Origin of the sequence: Paenibacillus sp. LBL, assembly GCF_029893715.1 — a bacterium.
GTDB classification, from domain to species: Bacteria; Bacillota; Bacilli; order Paenibacillales; family Paenibacillaceae; genus Paenibacillus_AQ; species Paenibacillus_AQ glucanolyticus.
This window is the reverse complement of sequence record NZ_JARXYU010000018.1, coordinates 89480-112459: the sequence shown is the minus strand read 5'-3', so window position 1 is coordinate 112459 and position 22980 is coordinate 89480. Positions and strand designations below refer to the sequence as shown.

Genomic DNA, 22980 nt, shown 5'->3' with positions numbered 1-22980 from the left:
CTTGTGAAAAAATTATATAGGGTTCATGCTTTGAATCGCTTATCCTTCAACACGATAAACACTTTTAATTCGGCGGATGACATCCAAGCCTTCGAAATGATTCAGTACCTTATCCATGTTGGCTTTGCTTGCGTTATGGGTGACGATGATAATCTCAGCATCCGGGTTATGCTCATTCGGCTGCTGGACAACGGACTCCAAGCTGACATCATGCTGGGCAAACACCTGCGTAATTTGGGCAAGCACGCCCGCTTTATCATCCACATGAAGCAGAATGAAATTTTTGTACACGATCTGCTCATCGGTTTTGAGTTTCTTCAGTTTATAAGGGACGATGGCTTTCAAGCCGTTAACGCCCAGCTTCAGATTCTTAATGATGGCTACCAGGTCTGCCACTACGGATGTTGCCGTTGGCATCTCGCCGGCACCGGCTCCATAAAACATCGTTTCACCGACAGCTTCCCCGTATACGTAAACGGCGTTAAATACGCCGTTTACTGCTGCGATGGGATGTCCTTTGCGAACCATCGTCGGCTGAACGCTGATGCTGAACTCATCGTCCTGCCGCTCTGCAATTCCCAGAAGTTTCATCTCGTAACCCAAGCGCTTGGCATACGCAATATCGTCCTTTGTCACTTGCGAGATTCCCTTGACAGATACATCCTGCAGCTCCACATTCGTACGGAAGCCGAGGGTACCGAGTATCGCCATCTTGCGTGCCGCGTCCAAGCCTTCCACATCGGAAGTCGGATCAGCCTCTGCATATCCAAGCTGCTGGGCCTCCACCAAAACATCCTCGTAAGAGGCGCCCTCCTGGCTCATTTTGGTCAGAATAAAGTTGGTTGTGCCGTTCACAATCCCCATAATTTTCATGATACGGTCGGATGAGAATCCTTCAATCAGCGTCCGGATAATCGGAATGCCGCCAGCTACACTGGCTTCGTAGAACACATCACACTGCTTCTCTTGAGCTTTTGCCAAAATTTCGGCACCGTGCAAGGCCATCAGATCCTTGTTAGCTGTTACGATATGTTTACCCCGATCAAGCGCTTCGAGGATATAAGACTTCGTCTGCTCGATTCCGCCCATCACTTCCACAATGACATCGATCTCGGGATCGCGGATGACTTCCCATGGATCTTCGGTTAGCTTAGTCTGATCCACGCTGACGCTGCGGTATTTCTCCAGATGTTTTACTGCAATACGCTCTATCGTAATCGGCGAACCGACCTGACTGCTCAAATCCTCCTGATGCCCCTCTACGATGCGGACTACCCCTGTCCCTACGGTTCCTAATCCCAAAAGCCCTACTCTGACCGGTTTCATTAATACACTACCTCCTGTATCCCATCACATAGATATCTATTTATTTGTCATATCTTACCCTTGCCCAATCATCTGGACCCTTCTTACCCCGGCTATTCGCCTCAAACCGTCGAGCAGATCATCCAGCTCCTCATTAAGCCGGGAAACCTCAACGGAAATCACAACATTTGCGATCCCTTGCAGCGGAATGCTCTGATGAATGGTAAGCACATTCCCGCCTTCACCCGCAACCAGCCCAAGCACCTCGGACAGCATCCCGGAGCGATGTTCCATATCGATAGAAATCGTTACGATTTCATCACGTTCCAGTTGATTGATTGGATGAATGCCATCTTTGTACTTATAAAAAGCACTCCGGCTAAGCCCAACCTGCTCAACGGCTTCATGAACCGTCCTAACGTCTCCCGACGCCAGCAATTTTTTCACTTGCATTGTTTTAACTACAGCTTCGGGAAGGATGTCTTCCCGGACCAGATAGTAGCGTTCCTTCACAAACGTCCTCTCCTCAAAGACTACTGTATTCGTATAGTGGACATTATACTGGATATACCAAGTAAGGGCAATACATAAGTGGCCATTTTTTAGAGATTACGATATTATTATGTCAACTCTATAGCCTATACTATATCGCAATTCCTATTGGAACTCATCGTAATTAACGTCAAAATTGTAAATGTAGCGTAAGAAAAAGCAGCCTCCGATACTCGAAGACTGCCGATTTCTCTACCAGCTATGTATAGGTCAGGGGCAAACCACAATATTCACATGGAAGAGATTCCAGTGGATTTAACATAACTTTATTTCCGCAGCCGATGCACTCATGACTTTTTGGACCCGGTGGGACCGTTGTTTCAAGTGGTGTTTCATCTGTATTATGGACCAGATTATGAGTACTTTCCATGCCGGGTTTATCCGAATGCTGGTTATAGGCGTTCAACCGCACCCTCCCCTCTTTGATAATGCCGTTAGGAAAGAGTTTGTGATTGAGTAAATACTGCAAATCTTTCAGTACTGCGGACAGAGGTTGATGAACATGCAATGCAATGTCTTCAATACTGTGGAGGCCGTTTGATACCAAAGATTCATACTCTTTCGCGAGTGTATAAAATCTCTTGTTTGCTCTTAATCTTAGTCCATATAGGACAGCAACGATTAATATACCAATAATACCTACCGCTAAAGCCAATCCCATAGCTTTATTAGCCCGTTGTGAAGGCTCGAACTCACTGTATGGAACAAAAAAGTAATACATTACAGTAAAGATGTAACCACCGATAAGACAATTGGTTAATTGATAGTAGCTATAACCCTTCCTATAGTTAAGATGAGTTGAGCTGATAAATTTCCATAGTACCGGCAATAAAATGACCGGAAACAATATAAAACTCCCTAATAAGATTAAAGCATCCCAACCGGTTGGTTGGGGTTCGTACTGTTGATTTTCACTCACTTTCAATCCTCACTCCTCCAAAGTGTTTGAGGTAGCATCCTTAATGAAGTACGATTCCGCAGTAATCGCATTCCTTGGTATCCATCTTGTTAAGTATGACTTTGGATCCACAGCCAGAACATTCCACGGTTTTAGGCTGCGGAGGATTTGCTTGCATGTCAACAAGTGTGTTTGTGGTGCGAATACTCCGTTGGGGACTCACTGAATCCTTAATCGAAGTGAACTGACCCTGTTTATCCAAGAAATTCCCAACCTCATCATTCCTTTTAAAAATCAACTCTCCATCCACAATAGCACCTCGTGGAAAATGGCCTTTATCCATTAAATATTCTAAATCCTTCTCTACACTGATTGGCTTCTGCCTCATCTGTTCTGCAATCTCTTCTATATGATTAATTTTATGAATAAATATAACCTGTTTATATTGCTCAACCATATTAGAGTACCGCTCATTTCGGTTTAGCTGAAACCCGGCAACTACAACCAGCAAAACAAAATTAATGAAAAATACTCCTACAATATAAGCAAAAATAGAGTTAAAGAAAAAACCATAAATAAGATACGAAACAAAACTGAACAGTAATTGAAATGAAATTAATTTATAGGTGAATCCTTTTCGATAATTGAGATGTTGATTAGAGACAGCTCTCCAGATGGTTAGCGGAATCAATATATAAGGCAAAAGCAAACTGCCAGTTATCAAAACATGATCCAATGCCTCTGGTCGTGGCTCATACTTGTCATGTTTTTGATCCTTTGTTTGTATAGCCAATGCTAAACCTCCCTCCGTGGATTACACGTAATTCAACCAACTGCCACAATACTCACACTCTTTAGACTCCTCTGGTTGCAAAATCACTTTTGAACCACACCCCACACATTGTGTTGACTTAGGCAGTTTGCTAGGAATGCTTCGAATTAATGAGCTTTCTGCAGCAGCCTCTTGCTCTGCCTTTTGAGAGGAATCTGTCTCAACTTCTAACGTATCATCATTGTTACTTTCATCATCTTCTTGTTCTTGTTCTTGTTCTTCCTCTTCCTCTTCGTCTTCTCCATCCCAGTAGATAATCCCATCTTCAATAGTCCCCGAAGGAAGTGTGTTCTCTTGCATTAAAAACATGATGTCCTGAGTCGCTTGCTCAGGTTTACGATTAACCCGCCTCGCAATCTCCGCAATTTCATCGTGATCCTGATTTAGGAGCAATTCTTTGTAGCTTGTTTCAAGTCCCTTAAAATACGTGTTAGCTCGCATACTCATCACTTGAAAAGCAACAATAAGAGGCAGACAAAACATGGCGACTATTAGCATAAGGGATTGGGTTTCCTTTGTCCTTATGGATGATTCCAATCCAGCGAACGACACAAAATAAGCGTAGATGAATATCCATAAAAAAGTCATGACTAATAGAGTGGATAAAAGACTGTAATTAGAACCCTTCCGATATGAAAATCGATGAGAAGCAACCACTTGAAGTAAACCCACAGCTAAAAACACTGGTGGAAACACAGCGGTCCCAAATATTATAAAAAAATCAACTTTAGTGAATGTAGGTCGGTAAACACTTGTTTGATTATTCATTCCTTGTTCTCCTTGACTATCATGTGGCTATTATTCTTATTAGATTAACTCCTTAAGCAACAATCATCGTACCGCAATACTCGCATTCTTTTTTCTCAAGCTGCGTCACGACCGTCCTTGCCCCGCAGCCAGGACATTCCACCGACTTTGGTACGCTACCCACCTGAGTTACGGTTCGTTCGGAATTTACAGATTCCGCTGCATCATTGCCCAGTGTATACTGCACTCTCTGCCCGCTGCGTGAAACAAACTCCCCCTGGGTAGGGGATTCGGACTTGTTGAGCAATGAAGGAATGCTCACCATCCCATTATCAATCTTCCCATAGGGAAGCATACGCTCTTCAAACATAAACGTTATATCCCGGGCAGCATGTGCTGGCGTCACCCTGGCGTCCTGAGCGATCTGCCCAATATGAACCAGCCTTTTCCGTATGATGGCATTCGAATAAACTTGCAGGAGGCTGCTGAATTTCTTATCTTCTCGGTTAGCGATCACAAACATGATAATGGCTGGAATTAGTATGACAATGCCAAGCACGATCGTGGAAGAGATGAGCCCGTCAACATCGTTATCATCCATCGTGCCTATCATTATAAGGAATTCCATGACTCCAAATGTGAGAACCAGCACCCACCCAAAGAGTCTGTTGTTCCTTCCTTTACAGCTGTTATGACGCTGGGTGACGAGCACCCGAATGGCCGCGAGCACAATAGCTAACGGAAAAAATATAGCCGCCAGCACGATAATGAAATAATCTATTTTCGTGAGTCTGGATTTAAAAAGCTTCTGCTTCAATGAACCCCCCATACGCTCTCCCCTCAGTCATCTGCTTTATGTTGATCCCGCTTTTGCTTTCAGAAGTGCCGTGTTCCGGTCCTGTACTGTTCTGAGAATATCCCGGATGATATGAACGGCCTGCTCTGTCAGTTCATGATGTTGTTCCTTCTGGGATCCACCGATCAGCGCAACTTGATCCTCCAGCATCGCAATTTTCTGCTGGATTAGATGCTCCACTTCAACTAAAGAGGAGTGTGTGATGGGATCGCTGTAGCGAAGCGTTTCCTCGAGCTCGGCTACCTGGCGGTCTAATGCTTGAATATTCTCAACTGGCATCTGGCTAAGCTTCCTGCGAATAGAGCCAATCCAATCCACAATCTCTCGCTTCCCCGTGAGATGATCGGTTTCCCTCTGTTCATGAGTACCTGCATATTTCCCAACCAGGGCTACCAGCCCCAGAACAACAAAGAACACCAATAAAGTGATGAGATGAATCATCATGTACGAAGATACAGGCAGCTTAAATAAATATCCCAGCAAAATAACCTCCAACAAAACGGAGACGGCATAAATGCCAATAATAGCTCCTGAAGCAATAAAAAAAGGAACTGCTGCGGAAGCCGCGTTACGTCGATGGATAAGGAATCCAATAAATATGAAAATGGCCGCTTCGGCGCATCCAAGGGCTATACCCGATATCCAGGAATTCAACTGAACCATCCCACCGGTAAATCCGAACAGGAGGATGGTTACAATCGGAAGCACAACGGCAGCCAGCCATAACTGGTTTCGACTCGTGGTTCTTGTACTCACTCTCTTCCCTCGCTTTCATTCCACGTCAATTTATGGCCGCACTCCATGCAGAACTTTTGTTCCGGTTTAATCTCATGATTACAGCCTGGGCATGCAAGCACTTGGCTTGACCCGCAGCTAGGACAAAATTTTGCTTCCGCATCCACTAATTCACCGCATTCTCTGCAAGGCATAGGGAGGGGTGCACCGCAATCCGGACATTTTACAGCACCTGCCGGGTGGTCATGACCGCACTTAGGGCAAGCGTGATACGGATCTCCACAGTGAAGACAGAACTTGGCATTCGGAGGCAGAGGCTGACCGCAGTCACTGCACGGGATGGTTTTTACCGTTTGTTCCTCCGGCTTCGTGAGAATGGAGTGACCGCATCCCGAACAGAATCGAGATTCTTCCCCATTCAATGTTCCACACTTGGCACATGCCTTCTGTATCACTTGTATATCTTTTTTCTCCCGAACTCTTGAACTTTCAAACATTTGGCCCACGGTCTCATACATCGGGCCAACCATGCCAAGCCCCATACCCAGTCCAGTCCCCATAACAGCTGCCGGGCTGCCGGGATTCTTTGCCGCACCCTCCAGCGTATTAAAAGTCCTTTCCTGATGGTAGGTATATCCGATGATGTCCATTTCCGCTTTTTTTGCCAACGCTTCCTTGATTCGAATCGCAGCGGGGTCATTCTCGGGGATATTGATGGAATCCACATAGAAATTAAGCAGGGTGATTCCCATTTCTTCAAATGAAACAGCAATTGCTTCCATGATGTGCTTCGATATTTCCGCTATGTAAGCATTGATTTCTACGACGCTAATTTTTTTATGAACAATATATGAGGATATGATCTCTGTAATATTGGACATCAGTACGCCACGATAGTATTTGACAAGTGTGCTCTGATCAAAGGTTGGAAGGGTGCCGACCATCGTTGCCAGAAACTTTCGCGGATCGCTGATCTGAACACCGAATTGGCCAAAAGCTCGAAGCGATACAATAATGTTATACTTCGGATCCTGCAGCTGGATTGGCGAACTGGTCCCCCATTTCACATCCAGTGAGCGAAGTTTATTAACAAACCAGACTTCCGCCGTAAACGGAGACTTTCCGCCGAATGGAAGGTTGATAATATTAGATAGTATCGGTATATTCGCTGTACTCAGCGTATGTCGTCCAGCAGAAAAGGAGTCCAATGCCTGACCGCCCTTATACAGAATAGCCTCCTGCGTCTCATGAACGATAAGCTGGGTCCACGTGCCTAACTCCTGGTTCGGATAACGCCAAGCAAACACATCGGGGGGTCCTTCGTATTTTACAACTTCAATGATTGCCATAGTTCTACTCTCCTTTTTGCACGGTTCGTTCCATCTGATGATCTATGGAAATAGGTACTAATGTACTACTATTGTATACGATTTATCCGATAAATGGATGCAAAATTTGGAAAGTCGAAAAAAAGACAAGCTATGAGCCTCTAACAATACGATGAACAGCGTTTGGCATACTTTGGAGATAACGATGTAGACGGATGTGATTCCATTCATGAAAAAACGGCCAAGTCTGCTGTTCAACAGACTTGGCCGCTTCCTTGAATATATGTTTATGGGGTGCTGATCAATAGTAGCTGCTTCCTTCAACAAATTCGAATTCGAAATCGCCGATTCTTACAATGGTCCCTTCAGTCGCACCACGCTTACGAAGCTCTTCATCGATACCCATATGACGCATCGTCCTGGCGAGTTTCAGGATCGCATCATGCGAATTCATCTGCATCCGCTTCAGCATCCGTTCAATGCGCTCACTATGGACCACATACATTTCATTATCCCTGGTAACCGTAAAGGAATTGTCGTTTTGCGCTTTGAATTTATAAACCTTACGTTCGGAAACCTCGGTTACCTCTTCGACCGTCGGCTCATCCGGAATGCTCTCAAGCACATCGATCGTGCGATACAGAAGTTCCTGGATGCCCTGACGCGTTAGGGAGGAGATCGGCATAATCTCGATGTCAGGACGGATTTCCTTAATCTTCTCCTTAAAGGCAGCTAGATACTCCTCTGCCTCAGGCATGTCCATTTTATTGGCAGCCACGATTTGCGGGCGCTCAATCAGGAGCGGATTGTACAGTCTGATCTCATCATTGATTTTTTCCCAATCTTCAAACGGATCTCTACCCTCTGTGCCTGCCATATCCACAACATGGATAATGACACGAGTTCTCTCCACATGACGAAGGAATTCATGCCCCAATCCTACGCCTTCATGTGCACCCTCAATCAGACCAGGCAGATCAGCCATGACAAAATTGCGCCCGTCTCCAACGTCAACCATACCCAAATTCGGAGTTATCGTCGTAAAATGGTAAGCGCCAATCTTCGGCTGTGCCGCAGACACAACGGATAACAGGGTTGATTTGCCTACGCTTGGAAATCCAACGAGACCTACATCTGCCATAACCTTAAGTTCCATGGTTACAAAGCGTTCTTCGCCTTCCTCACCGTTCTCTGCAAGTTCAGGGGCCGGATTGTTCGGTGTGGCAAAACGAATGTTCCCGCGGCCACCACGGCCTCCTCTGGCAACAACCACCTGCTGACCATGCCTGGTCAGATCGCCAATCACTTCGCCGGTATCGTCATCTGTTAAGATGGTACCTGGCGGAATACGAACAATCGTGCTGTCCGCGTTGGCACCATGCTGACTTTTATTCCGACCCTTTTCTCCGCGCTTGGCCTTGAAATGCTTCTGGTAACGGAAATCCATCAGCGTGCGAAGTCCTTCATCCACCCGGAAAATCACGTCGCCGCCCTTGCCGCCGTCGCCGCCGGCAGGTCCGCCTTCAGGAACGTATTTCTCACGACGGAATGCGATGAGCCCATCGCCGCCGTCTCCACCTTTTACATATACTTTTGCCTTATCTACAAACATGAAATCACCTTCCTCAAGTCACAAACGGCAGATACAAGCGATACGAGGTTTCCCCCGGCTCCATCTGTTCCACCCGAATGCCTTCGCCTTTTACGGATTGTTCAATCTGAAGCTTCAAGCTGTCCGGTTCTCCGAAGAATCCCTCTCCCTGAGCCCACACAATCAGCTCTTGCTCCTGCTGCATAAATGTTAATGTTAACTGCCGGGCTTCTCCCCATGACGCTTTGCCGCTCAATTGGAAGGCTCTCACCGTTTGAATGATCGCGTGGGTAAAAGACTCTGCCGTTTGTGGCGATACTTTGTCTTCCAGCTGCACCTGGTCCACAACTTCAACGTCCAATTGCAGATTGTTGCTGTACGTACGGTATGAATGTAAGTAAAAAACCAGTGAAGGAATGCCCAGCTTAGAGATTCGACTCTCTGTAGCCATCCGTTCCTTTATTCTTTCCACAGAACGCACTGATTTATCATGCTTCCCCAGTTGAATGTAGCCGTACAAAATTTGAAGCTCATTCATCCAATCATGACGATGGTGATTCAGCATCTGAATCGCCGTTTGCTCTACATTCTGAATGATGGCCTGCTGTCTGCGTTCCTCTGATTTACGAACAAGCCATGCCCCGCAGACTGCAGCAGCCACAGCCCAAGCCGTCAATACTGCTCCTGCCGCCCATGTGGGTTTCCATACCATCCATGCTACCGGTATTACTGAGGTTAACCCCGCCCCAGCCGCTATCCATTTCCAGGATTTCATCGCTTCTCCTCGTCTTTCAACAGCAATTGGTTACATTCACCAAATCCCAGTATATCATAGTCTTTCAGGGCGGTTCATCCCCGGATTATCATTCTTATAGAATTTACAAAAAAAGAAGCCCCGGCAACGATGCCGAAAGGCTTCTTCTGTATGCATAAGAAACAATTAAGCTTCTACTGCAGCCGCTACTGGAGCGACATCAACCGGGTAGACGCTCACTTTCTTGCGATCACGACCCCAACGTTCAAATTTCACAACGCCATCGACTTTCGCAAACAAAGTGTCATCTTTACCGATACCCACATTCGTGCCTGGATGAATTTTGGTTCCGCGTTGGCGAACCAAGATGCTTCCGCCAGATACTGCCTGACCGTCTGCACGTTTCACGCCAAGACGTTTCGATTGGCTATCACGACCGTTCTTTGTGGAACCTACACCTTTTTTCGATGCGAATAACTGAAGATCCAATTTCAACATGTTGTCTACCTCCTTCTTCAAGTAGTCAGTTCTTGTATTCTTATATATTTGCCGTATGAATCGGCAATTCCCTGTAACATAACAACCATGGATTCGAGAAGCAATTGAACTTGACCAGAGACAGCATCGTCTTCCGCTGACGGAAGATTTGCGCTAAGAAAGCCGCCCTTCATCTTGGTCTCCATAACCGTTCCGGTTAACGCTTCAATCGAATTGACCGTTCCCACTGTAATGCTGGAAACTCCAGCACATACAATATCTTCTCCAGGATCGGAATATCCGGCATGCCCCGTTACCTTGAAGCTATGGATGCGTTCATCTTCCCCGCGTATTACTTGTACAGTAATCAATTACCGCACCTTCTTACGCCTGGATTTTCTCGATGGTTACTTTAGTGTAAGGTTGACGATGACCTTGCTTCTTGTGGTAGTTTTTCTTCGGCTTGTATTTGTATACAACGACCTTGCGGCCTTTACCGTGCTTCTCCACTTTCGCAGTTACAGTCGCACCGGAAACAACCGGCGTACCTGCTACCAAACCGTCCTCTTTGGAAACGGCCAGTACACGGTCGAAAGTCACGCTCTCTCCGTCACCTGCAGTCAGCTTCTCAATGAACAATACGTCGCCCTCTTGAACTTTGTATTGTTTTCCACCTGTTTCGATAATAGCGTACATTTGCTTGCACCTCCCTATGTCTCAGACTCGCCTAGTAAAGGTGTCCGTTCCACAATGAAACGTCCTTGCTAACCCAACCGGAGCGGTTACAGCATGTGCAGCAATTCATCACTAAACACATACCCAATGATAATATCATATTCCCCATTCACCGTCAACATCATTACTCGACAACAATGCCTTTGCCTCCGCAATTAACGCAAGGCTTGGCAAATGGGAGCGAAGAGTTTTCCCTGGCTTTTTTACGGGTCATTTCCAGCAGACCCAGCTTGGTCCACCCTACCACAAAACTCTTCGTGCGGTCTTTGCGCATTACGGCCTCCATGACGGATACCACCTGCTGCCGATGCTCCTCGCGATCCATATCAATGAAATCAACGATAATGATGCCCCCGATATCCCACAAACGCAAAGTTCTTGCAATTTGCTGTGCGGCCATAAGATTTGTCTTAAGCACCGTTTCCTCGAAATTATCGCCACCGATATATTTGGCTGTATTTACATCCATTATGGTCATGGCTTCCGTCTGGTCTACAACGATTGTCACACCTTCCGGAAGCGTGATTTTTCTTGCGAAGCCGGCTTTCATCTGCTCGTCCAACCCATAAGCCTGAAAAATCGGCCCCCCTCCCGTGTGGTATGTAACCTTAGGCTCCATACCGGGAACCGTCTCTTTCAGATAGCTTTTGGTTTCCTCGCCTTTCAGCAAACTATCGATCACAAGTTCGTCATGAAGCGGATCGAAGGAATCCCGAATAAAGCGCTGCAGCAAACCCAAATCCCGATGTAGCAGTGCCGGAGCTGACGATGATTCTGCCTTCTCCAGAATCCGAGTCCATTCTTTTCTCAGGTATTCCAGATCGCCGCTAAGAAATTCCAAGGGCTCGTCCTCGGATACAGTTCGGATAATAATTCCCTCTTCATCTGTGCGAAGCTGCTCACCAATGCTCTTCAGACGGGCACGCTCGGCTTCACGCCCAATTTTTTTGGAGACGGCCACATAATCCGCTGTAGGCATATAAACCATACACCTGCCGGGAAGCGAGAAATGGGTCGTTACTCTTGCTCCCTTGCCCCCTCTTGGTTCCTTCATAACCTGTACCGTCAGTTCTTGTCCGACCGTCAGCAGCTGCGAGATCGATGGCTTCTGCTTCGGCTGCTTCTCTAAATGAGGATGGAGCACATCATCAATATATAAAAATGCATTCTTTTTCAGCCCGATATCTACAAAAGCCGCCTGCATCCCCGGCAATACGTTAACAACCCTGCCCTTGTAAAAACTTCCGACTACACTCTCCTCACGACTTCGCTCAACTGCGAACTCGGCTAACCTCCCATCTTCGATGAGGGCCATCTGTATGGTCTCATGTTCACAATGAACTATCATTTGCCTCATGGCATCACCCCTCAAAAAATGGAAGACAATATTCTATTTTTATCCTAACACAATCTCTCGTGATATAAATGGATAAAGAATGATGGTCCACCCTGCGTCTTCCTCATGATGTTTACGATTTACGCATACCAGGGCGGACCATTTGATGCAAAATAGGAAGAAATCACATGCTGTTCCGGCACGACGGCAAGCAAGCTGCCCGGTCCGCTCATGACATAGATCAAATGATACTTCTCTCGTTTAAATAGACGCATAATATCGTCCAAAGGTTTCGAAGAATCTGCAACGATTGGCTGGGCAGGACCAAGTCCCTCCAGATTTCGTTCGTAAATCTCGCTCCGATTCACGAGAAATCTCAAGAAACGGTAATGCACGTTCCGGTAGTCTTCAAAATTGGAATATGCCAGAAACAAGCCGATCATCAGAACGTTTAAACGGATGCCGCCACCCGAGAATAAAGGCTGCAGACCATATCCGATCATCATCAGACTGCACAATATACCGGCTCGGGAAGCCCATAACAAGGTTGCATGATAGGGTGCGAGCAGACTGATGACGGCCTGCAGCACTTTACCACCGTCCAGCGGGAGAATCGGAAGGAGGTTAAACAGGGCGATGACCAGATTCCCCTGAATGATATACGACAACAACTGCTCATCTCCCCACCCGGCCCATCTGCAGGTCAGGGTAATCCCGATCATGATCACATTTTGCAGCGGTCCAGCCAGAGCGATCACGATTTCCTTCATAGCCGTCATCCTGCCGTCATCTTCAATGACAGCAACGCCGCCGAACGGCAGCATTTGAATGGCTCGTACCTTGAACCCCATCGCTGCCGCTGCGGCGGCATGTCCTAATTCATGAATAAATACAATAATAAAAAGGGTCAGCAATTCCAAAAAGCGACCGGTGAACACTGACGCCAGCATGACAATAACAAAGAGAGGATGCAGCGACAATACAGTTCCCTTAAACTTAATCAAACGGAATCACTTCCGCCGGATCGACATCACGATCCCCCTCTTTGAGTTCGAAATAAAGGGAGGGCGCGCTCCCTGTGCCCGAAGTTCCCAGCGTACCGATAATATCTCCGCCCTGAACCCAATCATTCACCTTGAGCCCCGTTTCTGCCAGCCTGCTGTACAGTGCCGTTCTCGCACCCGTATGCTGTATGAGAACGGTAATCCCGTTCTGCGGGTGTTCATTTACCTCAAGCACACGTCCGGTCTCTATACTCTTAACCGCTCGGTCCGCTACAGAACCCCCTTCAGCTTCCAAAACGATACCTTTCAGATCGACAGCGAAGGATTGGACCAGGCGTCCCGCAAGAGGAGGAACCAAGGAAGTTCGGGCATTAACCTTCGTAGAGTTTTCATCGGTTTGTCCAAAAATAGGGATGAAGGAGGGCGCGCTGCCAAAGTGCTCCTCATACCATACCTGGGCTGCCTGAAAATCCATTTCATGGCTCAAGCCTTCGATAATAACAGCCTGGGTTCGAAGCGCCCATGGCTGCTGAAACGAAAACACACCCCAGACTAACCCAAACACTAATACACTTACGGTAATACGGCGAACCAGTCCGGGGACAAACGAAGCCTTTCTCGGTGGCTCTCCAGGATCTCCAGGGTTCGGGGTATCATACCAGCCCCGATGCCCTTGCTTCCAAAGCCGCTCAGGGTCCGGTTCATTCTCCACATAACGATCGGAAGGTTTCGCAGGATCGTCCTGTACGAAGCCAGTCTTTTTGACATTGGAATTTACAGATGTTCTCTCAGGAATGGCAGGCCACGGCTTATCGGCTTGCATAGGTGTCTGCTGACTTTCCAACAGCTCGCGAATGCGGGCTTCCCGTCGGTTCTTGACTGAAGTTTTAATGTCCATAGTTCTTTCCCCCTTGGGGCTTGTTTTTTTACTCTATCCTATGAGGATATGAAAGATATTTAGAACAAGCCCCGTTGAAGAGGTGGACAGAACAGCTGAACCTTAACAAGGGTCCTTGCGAAAGAAACCAAAAAACCGATGCCTTGCGGCACCGGTCCCTTCTAAACGCTTTAACCCATTCCAAAAAACTTTTTGAATTTTGTGAACATCCCTTTTTTCTGATGAATTTGCATCAGGGGAACCGTATCGCCAAGGATACGCCGGGCGATGTTTCTATAGGCAATGGCAGCTTGGGAATCCGGGTTCATAACGGTCGGCTCCCCCATGTTTGCCGCTTTAATGACCATCTCATCGTCAGGCACAATACCGATCAGATCAATATTCAATACCTGAAGCACATCTTCTATCTCCAGCATATCGCCCGATTTCACCATGTTCGGACGAATCCGGTTGACTACAAGTTTTGGTGACTCGACGTGAGAGCTCTCAAGCAGTCCGATAATCCGATCCGCATCCCGGACTGCCGCGTTCTCAGGCGTTGTCACTACAATCGCTTTATCTGCACCGGCAATGGCATTCTTGAAACCCTGCTCGATTCCAGCCGGACAATCAATAATGACGTATTCGAATTCCTTTTTCAATTCAAGCACAATATCTTTCACTTGATCCGGAGAAACGGCATTCTTGTCTTTCGTCTGGGCTGCAGGAAGCATATACAACTCATCGAAGCGCTTGTCCTTGATCAACGCTTGATTAAGCCGGCATCGCCCTTCTGCAACGTCGCACAAATCGTATATAATCCGGTTTTCCAGGCCCATCACGACATCCAAATTACGAAGACCGATATCTGTATCAACCAGGCACACTTTTTTTCCCAATAGTGCCAAAGCCGTGCCGATGTTCGCTGATGTCGTCGTTTTACCGACTCCGCCTTTACCTGAAGTTACGACGATTGCCTCTCCCATGTTCTACACCCCTTTAAACACATTAAAATCCCGACCCAAACGTGAGATGTTGCTGATCTTGTCGATCTCCATGCTTCCATCCTTCAAATACGCAAACTCCATGACCGTCTCCCGCGTCTCCCATTCATCCGGCGGTCTGCTGATCATCTGGGAAATACGGAGCTGGGTAGGGGCAAAATACGATGCTGCTATAATGGCTTCTTCGTTGCCGTCAACACCGGCGTGCGCAGTGCCACGCAGGGCGCCCAATATGTAAATATCACCGGTACACGAAATCGTTCCGCCGGGATTCACATCACCAAGGAACAAGAGATCGCCTTCATGATGCAGTACCTGCCCGGAGCGAACCATCCCCGTCTTAAGCGTAAGCTTCTCCACTAGCGACAGCTCAGACTCAAGTGGCGGCGACTCTACATTACGTATCAGCAGGTTGCCCTTTTGCTTCAATATGTCAAGAATCGTCTGTTTCTCTTCTTCGGAAATTTGCCTGGAACCGAGTTTCACATCCACATGAATAATCGGTCCGGTCAAAATATTCTGATGACTGTGCTCCAGCTTGTAGCGCAGCTCACCAAGCAATTCTTCCAGCTCGCACTGGTCGTCAAGCAGGAATACCAGGCCATCTTTGATGCCCTTAATCGTTACATGATTGGATTTTACAGCCATAAGCCTGTCCCTCCCATCCCTATACATTTCGCGCTCAAACCTTCAAGTTCCTGCTAGTCTAGTAAAATGTCATAATGGAGGGTTCAGGATGCCTTCCTTCTCTGATTCTTTGTAATCAGCTCAATCTGCTTGCGAAGGGGAACGTAAATCGCCAGAGCAAAGGCAAAGTGAACAAGGAGATTGGGAAGCATATGATGGAGCAGCGACCAATTATAAGAGGTCGGATTGAGTCGAAATATCTTATATATGCCAAAGAGCGTGCTGTCAAACAGCAAACTTCCCAGAATGACCACCGTCATCATCATAGGCAAAGGCGCCCGGGGGGATTTAAACACCAGTCCCACCAGATACGCGGATATGCCCATTGCAAACGAATACGTGCCAATCATCTCACCGTAATACACGATATCGTGTAGAATGCCAAACACCAGGCCGAGCACGAGCCCGGTATGGCGATGGTAATAGATTGATACAAAAAATAAACAAACCAATACGAAATTCGGATAAATCTGAAGCTGCAGCGAGCTTGGCGTTAACCAGAAAACCACCGTTCCCTGCAGAATGAACAACACGAACAGCAACAGGAGTAAAATCTGCTTGCGCGCCATCTTATTCAGGCTCCTCAGGCGTAAACACAACGGTCAGGTATTTCCAGTCGTCAAACTTGGCCGCCGGTTCGATGGTAGCCGTTCTGCTCTGACCGTATTGGCTAACCTGAACACTCTTTACCTTACCAATAATCAATCCTTGCGGAATCACGCCTCCGGCACCGGATGAAATGATTTTATCTTCAGGCTTAATCGGATCATCTTCTGTAATACGCGTCATGAGAAGCGTGTTGGTCTTCTCGTCGTAGCTCTCAACCATGCCAAACGTTTTGTCTTCTTTACCCAATGCGGTTACCGAAATTGGCTGCGGATTCGGATCCTGTGCATCCATCGTTGTCAACAGCTTCACCGTGGAGGTGAAGTTGCTTACGCTGCTGATGATGCCAACCATGCCATCCACTGTGGTGACCGACATGTTTACTCTAACTCCGTCGCGTTCACCGAGATCGATGACAAGCGTTCTGTTGTTAGGGTCCGAATTCACGCTAAGCACTTGAGCGGTTCGATATTCGTATTTATCTCTATTTTTCTGGTTTTGGGTAAAACGAAGTTCTTCCTTCAGCGCCTCGTTATTCGCTTTTATGCTGTTATAACTCGCACTCTCACGTGAATACTGAGCAACCGCCCGGCGCAGCTCTTCATTCTCTTCATAAATTTCCTTCATGTTCCGCACGTCTTCAAAGAAACCCGCTATATAGGCAGCGGGCTTATAAAACACACTTTGCACAAAACCTACCGTATCTTTGACGAATTTTTCGGGCCAAGATAAAGAAGCTCTCGGGCCGAGCGTAAATCCCATAATCGCGATAAACGCTACCAGCCCGATGAGCATAATAAACAAACGCTTATTGCCCAGCAGCTTAAACAGTTGCAACACCCTCTAACTTACTGTTTTTCTCTCCCAACATTAGGGGTTTACACTTATCTTCAGATGTCTACCTTCTAGAACGGACGGCAGAGCTGCTCCGGGATTTAAACAGATGAATGTTCTCGAGCGCTTTGCCTGTACCGATTGCTACACAATCCAGCGGATTCTCGGCAACAATCACCGGCATGCCCGTCTCTTCGGCAAGCAGTTTGTCCAGGTTACGAAGCAACGCGCCTCCTCCTGTAAGTACAATTCCACGATCCATAATGTCCGCAGCAAGCTCGGGAGGACATTTCTCCAGGGTTACCTTAACCGCTTCAACGATAGCATTAATGGTATCTGCCAGTGCTTCACTAATCTCATCTGAAGTAATCGTAATGGTCTTCGGCAGGCCCGTAACCAAATCGCGGCCGCGGATTTCCATCGTTTCCACCGTCTCCAGCGGCATAGCAGAACCTACTTCCATCTTGAGCTGTTCGGAAGTACGTTCACCAATCATCAAGTTATATTGACGTTTGATATACGAAATAATAGACTCATCCATCTCATCGCCCGCAACACGTACGGAACGGCTGGTTACAATACCACCGAGCGAGATGACAGCCACTTCGGTTGTGCCTCCGCCGATATCAACAACCATGCTGCCTGTCGGCTCCCATACAGGCAAGTCCGCACCGATTGCAGCCGCGAATGGCTCTTCAATGGTGTAAGCTTCGCGTGCGCCCGCTTGCTTGGTAGCATCTTCAACCGCACGCTGCTCAACCGCTGTAATACCGGAAGGAACACATACCATCACATTCGGATGACGCGGGAATATGGAACGCTGCTTCTGCGCCTGACGAATAAAGTATTTAATCATTGTAGCCGTAGTATCAAAATCGGCGATGACGCCGTCTTTCATCGGGCGGATCGCACGAATGTTGCCCGGTGTGCGTCCAATCATCTTCTTAGCCGATTCTCCTACTGCTTCAATGCTCTTTGTATCTGTACGCAGAGCAACCACGGAAGGCTCTCTAACGACAATTCCTTTCCCACGAACATAAACCAGCGTATTTGCCGTCCCCAAATCGATTCCCAAATCTTTCGTAAAACCACCTAACATGATGTATCTCCCTTTCTTCGTCAATCTGAACTATTATATTACATCAGGCCCCGTTCCTTCAAACTTACAAACGATCCATCCCCTATGATCAGATGATCCAGCACTTCGATCCCGACAATTTGTCCTGCCTCCACTAAGCGTGTAGTCAGCGATATGTCTTCCGGGCTGGGCGTCGGATCTCCGCTAGGATGGTTATGCGCACACACCAGGGATGCACTGCTGCATTTGATGGCTGCTCTGAACACCTCGCGGGGATGAACGATGGAAGCGTTAAGGCTCCCCATCGATAACGTTTCCTGGGCAATGACATGATTTTTCGTATTTAAAAATACACAGACAAAATGCTCTTTCTGTAAATAGCGCATCTGTTCACTGAGCAGTTCTGCCGCGTCATGCGGACTGCGAATAATAACTGGCTCTACATGTCTCGATGCGGCCAAGCGCCGTCCAAGCTCAATGCCAGCCTTCAGCTGAACAGCCTTAGCGGTTCCAATTCCTTTAATTTGCGTAATTTCCTCAATGCTAAGATCCACGAGCTGCCGAATACCGCCTGCTTCCCCCAGCAGCCGCTGGGCTATATGTACGGCAGATTCCTGGCGGGTCCCGGTCCGAAGCAATATCGCCAGCAATTCTGCGTGGCTTAAAGCGCTCGCCCCATACTGCATCATGCGCTCTCTTGGTCGTTCATCATGGGGGATGTCGCGCAGCAATAGCGTTGGCGACTCCATATATTCCCCTCTTTTCTAAGATTTAAATCAGCAGGCCAGCCAAACCTAAGGATATCCCTATAGTCCGGATGCCGTTGTTCTATATCTATGAATCGGTTAGTACATCCATCCCCATATCAGACAGCATGTCCGAGAGCAAAGAAAGCGGCAGACCGACTACGTTAAAATAGTCGCCTTCGATTCCTTCCACGATGGTTGCACCCAGGCCTTGAATCGCATACGAGCCTGCTTTATCAGCAGGTTCCCCGCTCTTTACATAAGCCGCGATCGCGTCATTGCTTAACGATTTCATCTTTACGGTTGTCACACGGTGAGAAACCTGATTACGACCTGATCTCAGATCAACACAAGCCACACCCGTGTATACGAAGTGAGCCCGTCCTTGAAGCATGGACAACATCCTTGCCGCGTCAGCCTGATCCGCCGGTTTCCCAAGAACATGATCATCTACAACTACAATCGTGTCGCTTCCCACAATGATACCATCTTCCGGATCATCCGTCAGCTTGCGCAGTACCGCTTCCGCTTTACGCAGTGCCAGTGATTCCACAATTCGCTCTGGCGACCACCCTTGCGGGGTGTCCTCATCTGCTTCACTGGGCATAATCTCAAAAGGGATACGAAGGGAGGCAATCAATTCCTGACGCCGAGGAGAGGTGGAAGCCAAAATAATACGGCGGTTTCTCTTCTCATTCAAGGGGGATAATCTCCTTTGTCATGTCTTAGAGTCTGCGGTACAGCCAAACGGCAGCAATAATGCCAAGCAGGCTGAGCAGGCAAACTTTAAGTTCAAGGTTAATGTCATAACGAATAATGTCAAAATCAGCTTGAGGCGACCACTTGATTGATGTGGAAGACGTTAGAAAGGACAGGGCTTTAACAGGCAGAAGCGCCTTGGCAAGCCATGATCCGGTCAGCCACCCGAGCAGCAAAAACAAGATGAGCATTCCTTTGTTTTTCTTCATGCATCCTCTTCCCTCGCCATATTTTGACACCCTAATTATTATACGGTGAATCGATAAGCAATACAAACAGAAATCCGGCATGGGGAACTATTTCCAATTCCACGCCGGATTTTACGTTAATTTGAATTTATAGGCCATCCAGGAGTTTCTTTTGACCCATGACATAGTTCATCATGCCTGTTTGAATCTCCCACAAATGCCCCTTGGATTGATTTTTGTTATATTCAGAGAGCGCTGTGATCGAGCTGTTCATCGACTGCTGCATGGCCGGCAGCACAGCCCCGGTCTCAGGACCCAATCCTGCCGAAAGCTGCTGCACCGATTGGATCCACTGCTGATGCAGATTCGTGATGGTGTTCATATGGTCTGCCGCAACGGCTCCCGCCTCCTGCATCCCCAACAGGGATGCCGAAAGTTTGCTAAGCTCCGATACCAGCTTGCCGCTTATCGTAAAATAGTCCGTCAACGTCTGCTCTTCACCGCTAAAAGAGGCAGACTCTAATTGAGGCAGCGATATCTCTCTTACATATAATTCAACGCCTTCAGCCTTCAACTGATTGCTGAGCAGCTTGGCCTGCTCGCGGTCCGGTGAGATGCCTGCATAAACGCGGTTCTCCTCATCCAGGTCCCCTCCCGCTGCAATGCCCGATTGCAGCAATTCCCCCTTCGCTTGCTCCGCCCGCTCCGGCGTGCTGAATACGCCGTATTGGAGCATATAGAAGGCTTGCCCCGGGAATTGAAGCGCCGTTTGGGGCAGATCAGACGACAAGGGCGTCACCGTTCCTTCGGATGGATCAGTCGGTGTTTGATTGACTACGTCATTACCTTCAATCTGCTCGGAAACCGTGTCCTCTCCCGCGCTCCCGCCGTTAAACATGGACAAGACCATGTATCCGAACAACAAACCCGTAATAACAGCTGCGGACACAGAAACAGCCATCTTCCAGAAGGACGTTGGTTTGCGCGAACGATAATAACCGTAATCATCGGCAGGAGAATCATATAGACCGGATTCCGGTCCAAGATCCCAGTTGGAATTATTCGTCCCGCCGTCCCGCCCCCCGGAATAATCGTGCTCGTGGGGATGGTGGAGATCCTCATCCAGTTCCGGATATGTATCTGTATACTCAGGGGTATCACTCTGATACCAGCTGTTTGAATGATCGAGCCGTCGTCTCTCCTCAGCCAGTCGCCCCTTGGTCCGGTTATTACGCGATTGCCGCCAGTCTTGATCGTTTACGTCGAAGGCATGCCCGTCCTCCTCTTCCTGCAGTGGCGGTACAATGCGGAGGTGATCCTGTTTGGAAAGATTGGGATCATAGACTTGATCCTTGTGTCCTAATGAAACCCTTTGACTCAAATCGCGTTCCTCATGCAAAGGTTCTTTGCTCCGATCCTTGGGCGGATCGTGATCGAAACGAATCGTCATCCGTGCTTTGTTCATATCCACACACCTCACTTGTCCTTCTACACCTAGCTATATGATCAAGCTTGGCAACTTATGAGTGTGCAGATAAAACAAACGGGCTAATCAGGAGATAATCCCGATTAGCCCGCTTCAAAGTACGACATACAGCCGTGCCTTCACTCAGACAACTGAGCAATCCCCTGATGCGGTGAAGCAGCAAGAGATTGTGCGCAACAAAGATAAATCACTTCTTGCCTTTAATGGAATCTGCCAAGGCAGCTCCAACCTTCCATATATCGCCTGCGCCCATCGTGAGCACAAGATCGCCTTCCTTCACACGGTCTTTGAGATCGTTCAAGACGTCTTCCTTGGTAGGCAAATAACGAGCACCCGCATTGCTGTTCTGGACAATCAGCTCCACCAATTTTCCAGAGCTGATACCCTCGATCTGCTTCTCGCCGGCAGGTGAATAAATGTCGGTAATGATCACTTCATCCGCTTCACTAAACGCGCGGCTAAACGCATCCAGAAGGAAAAAGGTCCGCGAGTACCGCTGCGGCTGGAATACGGCGATAATCCGTTTACCCGTAGCTTTTGCAGCACTGATCGTTGCCTCTATCTCCGTCGGGTGATGCGCGTAATCGTCAATTACCAGAATGCCATCTGCTTCGCCAAGCACCTGGAAGCGGCGTTTGGCTCCATTGAATTTGACGATAGCCTCTACAATCGCTTCAAACGAGATTCCGCCCTTCAAGCAGCAAATCACCGTCGCCATTGCATTGTAGACATTATGTTTACCTGGTACGGACAGCTCCACAGTCCCAAGCTCCATTCCGTTATGAAGCATCATGAAGCTAACTTGCCGGTCTCCCAGCACCAGGTTGGTTGCCGTATACTCCGCATCCGAATGAATGCCGTATGTCGTTACGTTACACTTGAGATCAGGCAAGATGGCCTGAATGTTATGGTCATCCGCGCAGACCACGGCCGTGCCGTCTGGCTTGATCTGGCTGAGGAACTGCACATAAGCAGCCTTAAGGCGATTGAAATCCCCCTCATAGTTCTCCAGATGATCAGCCTCTATATTCAGTACAACGCCCAGCCACGGATGATATTGAAGGAATGAACCGTCGCTCTCATCCGCTTCGGCCACCACATGCTCGCCCTCACCGGCTTTGGCATTCGTGCCAACGTTCATAATTTCCCCGCCGATGATAAACGTCGGATCAACACCGCATTCCTCCATCACAAGCGCAATCATGGACGAGGTAGTTGTCTTGCCGTGTGCGCCTGCTACCGCAACCCCTTTTCGTTCGTTCAAAAGACGTGCCAGCATCTGCGCACGGTGCAGAACAGGAATGTTCAGCTTCTCGGCTTCCACCCGCTCCACATTGTCTTTGGACAAAGCCGTTGAGTAAACCACAAGGTCTGCACCCTGGACTTGCTCTGCGGTATGTCCAATGTATATTTTGGCGCCCTTGGCCGCCAGCTTTTCTGTCAATTCTTGCGATGCCACGTCAGAACCCGTGACTTTGTAACCCATCTCCAGCATGACTCGTGCAATGGCGCTCATCCCGTAGCCGCCAATTCCGATAAAATGAACATGTTCTGATGTATTCAAC

General features: G+C 47.9%; 26 protein-coding genes. All 26 read right to left on the bottom strand.

The window, feature by feature from the left end; translation table 11 throughout:
• Positions 1-39 precede the first annotated feature (39 nt).
• The 26 genes from M2277_RS26715 to murC all read right to left on the bottom strand — a co-directional run bounded on the left by M2277_RS26715 (position 40) and on the right by murC (position 22979).
• Positions 40-1326 carry a homoserine dehydrogenase gene (locus M2277_RS26715; protein ID WP_280756046.1) on the bottom strand — a complete coding sequence of 429 codons (1287 nt, stop codon included), beginning with the start codon at positions 1324-1326 and terminating at the stop codon, positions 40-42.
• A gap of 54 nt (positions 1327-1380) precedes the next feature.
• On the bottom strand, positions 1381-1818 hold the full coding sequence (locus M2277_RS26710; RefSeq protein WP_009594028.1) for an ACT domain-containing protein: 438 nt from the start codon (positions 1816-1818) through the stop codon (positions 1381-1383).
• A 238-nt stretch (positions 1819-2056) separates the two neighbouring features.
• The gene (locus tag M2277_RS26705) at positions 2057-2782 is read right to left on the bottom strand and encodes a hypothetical protein (RefSeq protein WP_280756045.1); all 726 of its coding nucleotides are present in this window, start codon (positions 2780-2782) and stop codon (positions 2057-2059) included.
• A gap of 34 nt (positions 2783-2816) precedes the next feature.
• Entirely contained in the window at positions 2817-3548 is a 732-nt protein-coding gene (locus M2277_RS26700) for a hypothetical protein (RefSeq protein WP_280756044.1), read from the bottom strand.
• A 21-nt stretch (positions 3549-3569) separates the two neighbouring features.
• Positions 3570-4355: a hypothetical protein gene (locus M2277_RS26695; protein ID WP_280756043.1), complete on the bottom strand. Its 786-nt coding sequence runs from the start codon at positions 4353-4355 to the stop codon at positions 3570-3572.
• 52 nt (positions 4356-4407) lie between these two features.
• Complete coding sequence (locus M2277_RS26690; protein ID WP_148247964.1) at positions 4408-5163, bottom strand: NnrS family protein; 756 nt, start codon at positions 5161-5163, stop codon at positions 4408-4410.
• Positions 5164-5187: 24 nt separating this feature from the next.
• Entirely contained in the window at positions 5188-5946 is a 759-nt protein-coding gene (locus tag M2277_RS26685; RefSeq protein ID WP_280756042.1) for a hypothetical protein, read from the bottom strand.
• Positions 5943-7274: an SPFH domain-containing protein gene (locus M2277_RS26680; protein WP_280756041.1), complete on the bottom strand. Its 1332-nt coding sequence runs from the start codon at positions 7272-7274 to the stop codon at positions 5943-5945. Before M2277_RS26680 ends, M2277_RS26685 begins: the two co-directional genes overlap by 4 nt.
• 280 nt (positions 7275-7554) lie before the next feature.
• Complete coding sequence (gene obgE / locus M2277_RS26675; protein ID WP_006208815.1) at positions 7555-8865, bottom strand: GTPase ObgE; 1311 nt, start codon at positions 8863-8865, stop codon at positions 7555-7557.
• 13 nt (positions 8866-8878) lie between these two features.
• Positions 8879-9619 (bottom strand): Spo0B domain-containing protein, encoded by a 741-nt coding sequence (locus tag M2277_RS26670; protein WP_076152500.1) that lies wholly within the window; start codon positions 9617-9619, stop codon positions 8879-8881.
• A 165-nt stretch (positions 9620-9784) separates the two neighbouring features.
• Positions 9785-10096, bottom strand: coding sequence for a 50S ribosomal protein L27 (gene rpmA, locus M2277_RS26665; RefSeq protein ID WP_006208812.1), 312 nt, complete (start codon positions 10094-10096; stop codon positions 9785-9787).
• Positions 10097-10113: 17 nt separating this feature from the next.
• Positions 10114-10446, bottom strand: a complete 333-nt coding sequence (locus M2277_RS26660) for a ribosomal-processing cysteine protease Prp (RefSeq protein ID WP_006208811.1) — start codon at positions 10444-10446, stop codon at positions 10114-10116.
• A 13-nt stretch (positions 10447-10459) separates the two neighbouring features.
• Positions 10460-10771 (bottom strand): 50S ribosomal protein L21, encoded by a 312-nt coding sequence (gene rplU / locus M2277_RS26655; RefSeq protein ID WP_006208810.1) that lies wholly within the window; start codon positions 10769-10771, stop codon positions 10460-10462.
• A gap of 163 nt (positions 10772-10934) precedes the next feature.
• A complete protein-coding gene (locus tag M2277_RS26650) occupies positions 10935-12167 on the bottom strand; it encodes an Rne/Rng family ribonuclease (protein WP_076152499.1) in 1233 nt (410 codons plus the stop codon).
• A 119-nt stretch (positions 12168-12286) separates the two neighbouring features.
• Positions 12287-13150, bottom strand: coding sequence for a M50 family metallopeptidase (locus tag M2277_RS26645; protein ID WP_036641404.1), 864 nt, complete (start codon positions 13148-13150; stop codon positions 12287-12289).
• Positions 13143-14048 carry a peptidoglycan DD-metalloendopeptidase family protein gene (locus M2277_RS26640; protein WP_280756040.1) on the bottom strand — a complete coding sequence of 302 codons (906 nt, stop codon included), beginning with the start codon at positions 14046-14048 and terminating at the stop codon, positions 13143-13145. Before M2277_RS26640 ends, M2277_RS26645 begins: the two co-directional genes overlap by 8 nt.
• 170 nt (positions 14049-14218) lie before the next feature.
• On the bottom strand, positions 14219-15013 hold the full coding sequence (minD, locus tag M2277_RS26635; protein WP_006208806.1) for a septum site-determining protein MinD: 795 nt from the start codon (positions 15011-15013) through the stop codon (positions 14219-14221).
• Positions 15014-15016: 3 nt separating this feature from the next.
• Positions 15017-15679 carry a septum site-determining protein MinC gene (locus M2277_RS26630; protein WP_006208805.1) on the bottom strand — a complete coding sequence of 221 codons (663 nt, stop codon included), beginning with the start codon at positions 15677-15679 and terminating at the stop codon, positions 15017-15019.
• Positions 15680-15762: 83 nt separating this feature from the next.
• A complete protein-coding gene (gene mreD / locus M2277_RS26625) occupies positions 15763-16287 on the bottom strand; it encodes a rod shape-determining protein MreD (RefSeq protein ID WP_006208804.1) in 525 nt (174 codons plus the stop codon).
• 1 nt (position 16288) lies between these two features.
• Positions 16289-17164, bottom strand: a complete 876-nt coding sequence (mreC, locus tag M2277_RS26620; protein ID WP_006208803.1) for a rod shape-determining protein MreC — start codon at positions 17162-17164, stop codon at positions 16289-16291.
• Between the two features lie 58 nt (positions 17165-17222).
• On the bottom strand, positions 17223-18257 hold the full coding sequence (locus M2277_RS26615; protein WP_036641401.1) for a rod shape-determining protein: 1035 nt from the start codon (positions 18255-18257) through the stop codon (positions 17223-17225).
• A 38-nt stretch (positions 18258-18295) separates the two neighbouring features.
• The gene (radC, locus tag M2277_RS26610; protein ID WP_006208802.1) at positions 18296-18985 is read right to left on the bottom strand and encodes a RadC family protein; all 690 of its coding nucleotides are present in this window, start codon (positions 18983-18985) and stop codon (positions 18296-18298) included.
• An 85-nt stretch (positions 18986-19070) separates the two neighbouring features.
• Positions 19071-19682: a Maf family protein gene (locus M2277_RS26605; RefSeq protein ID WP_006208801.1), complete on the bottom strand. Its 612-nt coding sequence runs from the start codon at positions 19680-19682 to the stop codon at positions 19071-19073.
• A gap of 25 nt (positions 19683-19707) precedes the next feature.
• Entirely contained in the window at positions 19708-19950 is a 243-nt protein-coding gene (locus tag M2277_RS26600) for a DUF4321 domain-containing protein (protein ID WP_006208800.1), read from the bottom strand.
• A gap of 127 nt (positions 19951-20077) precedes the next feature.
• Positions 20078-21394 (bottom strand): SPOR domain-containing protein, encoded by a 1317-nt coding sequence (locus M2277_RS26595; RefSeq protein ID WP_280756039.1) that lies wholly within the window; start codon positions 21392-21394, stop codon positions 20078-20080.
• A 208-nt stretch (positions 21395-21602) separates the two neighbouring features.
• Entirely contained in the window at positions 21603-22979 is a 1377-nt protein-coding gene (murC, locus tag M2277_RS26590; protein WP_006208798.1) for a UDP-N-acetylmuramate--L-alanine ligase, read from the bottom strand.
• Between the last annotated feature and the right edge of the window lies 1 nt (position 22980).